General features: G+C 64.0%; 1 protein-coding gene and 1 pseudogene. One reads left to right on the forward strand and one right to left on the reverse strand.

Features of this window, described 5'->3' with window-relative positions:
* Positions 1-72: 72 nt before the first annotated feature.
* Positions 73-924: pseudogene (locus ACWEFJ_RS39200) on the reverse strand (helix-turn-helix domain-containing protein).
* A gap of 358 nt (positions 925-1282) precedes the next feature.
* On the opposite strand from ACWEFJ_RS39200, the gene ACWEFJ_RS39205 reads away from it, so the two are divergent.
* The gene (locus ACWEFJ_RS39205; RefSeq protein WP_449716917.1) at positions 1283-1606 is read left to right on the forward strand and encodes a hypothetical protein; all 324 of its coding nucleotides are present in this window, start codon (positions 1283-1285) and stop codon (positions 1604-1606) included.
* Positions 1607-1662: the final 56 nt, after the last annotated feature.

The following is a 1662-nucleotide window of genomic DNA, read 5'->3' on the forward strand; positions in this document are numbered from 1 at the left end:
GCCCAACCGATCGATTACCGGGTCAACCCTCCGAGACGCGCCACTAGATCGAAATGTATGGACATGGATCTCTCAGCCGAGCTTGCGGTGATCTTCGGCGATCCGCTCCAGCAGGTCCCCCAACGCGTCACCGCGCACCGCCAGCCGCTCCAACCTGCCGAACAGGGCCAGGTACTCGCGCACGTCGTGCGGGTCGGTGATCGTCGCGTTGCCGGTCAGCACGCTCAGCGTGACAACGCGATCGTCGTACACCTGGAAGCCGTGCAGGGCCACCACGTTCGCGTCCGCCGTTCACGGCACCACGCCCACCTGGACATTCGGTCTGGTCGCGACCGTCAGCAGGTGGTCGATCTGCTCGCACATCAGGCTCGCCGGCCCCATCCGCCACCGCAGCGCACTCTCCGTCAGCAGGAAGACGTACCGCTTGCCGAGGTCGTCCATGCGTGCGCGTCGGGCATGCAGGGTGGTGACGGCGGCGTCCTGTTCGTGCGGCGCCATCGTGCTCATCACGACGCGCAGGTAGTCCTCGCTCTGCAGCAGCGCGGGAACACCGGCGTTCTGGAAGAACCGGCTGGTGGCGGCACGGGCTTCGATCCGGGCCACCGTCTGTTGGTGCCGTTGCGCGCCGCGGTGCAGCACCACCCGCCGGGTCTCCGCTTCCGCAGACAACTGCCGGGCCAGCTCCACCAGCCTCGACCGGACCTCCCGAGTCGCGGACAACTCGGCCGTCAACCGCTCGACGTCGGTCACGGACGGCAGGAGCATGCCGTTCTCGATCTTCGGCCACCTGGACTGGCACATCCCGACGGCACGCGCCATGACCGTCCCGGTCTTTCGGGCTCGGGTTCGCAGCCGTCGTAGCTCGCTGGTCAACGTCCTGGTCTCGGTCGGCCAGTTCCAACGCGACCTGCAGAACGAATTCACCCGTGACGGCCTGGCCGCCGCCCAGGACCCAGGCCTCGCGGTTCGGCGGGCGACCGCAGGTCGACCGGCTCGGCGTCCTGGAGGAAGTGCGCACCGCGTTCCGCGCGGGCAAGGCCAGCGTCGAAGCCAGGTCCTGCAACCCGTTCACCTCGAAGGGCAGCGAGAACAACATTTTTGCGGACACCAACCCGAGCCGAAGCCCTCCGACAGGGAGGTGTCACATCGTATTGCCGTAGTGGTCATGGATCAGTCCTGTGGAAGTCTGCGATCCTGTACTACCCGATCTAACTTACCATTACTTCATGAGCACCACTCGAAATTCTACCGGCACCGCAGGTGCGGATGGAAGGATGTCTCTATGCCCAAACTACGCTCACGCTTTTTCGCCGTCATGCTGGCCGTGGCAGCTTCGTTAGGCGTTCTCACCATCACTGCACCGACAGCCAGCGCAGCAGGTTGCGATGTCTACCTGGTGATCGAGAACGCATATGTTCGCGAAAACCCGGATAATGACTCGGTTATTCGCAAGACGAAGTATGCCGGTGAGGAAGTCCGCAGTTGCTACGGAACCGGTGCTTGGCCTCCCGGTTTCGAGTGGACGCCCGTTAACTGCACTTGCGCGACAGACGGCCAGGGTTGGATTATCTCCCGCAAGTTGCGCTGGTTGCGCTATGAAGGCTGATCGCAATGACTAGTGGCGCGTCTCGGACGGTTGACCTGGTAATCGATCGATTGGGG

This window comes from Actinosynnema sp. NPDC004786 (genome assembly GCF_053601135.1).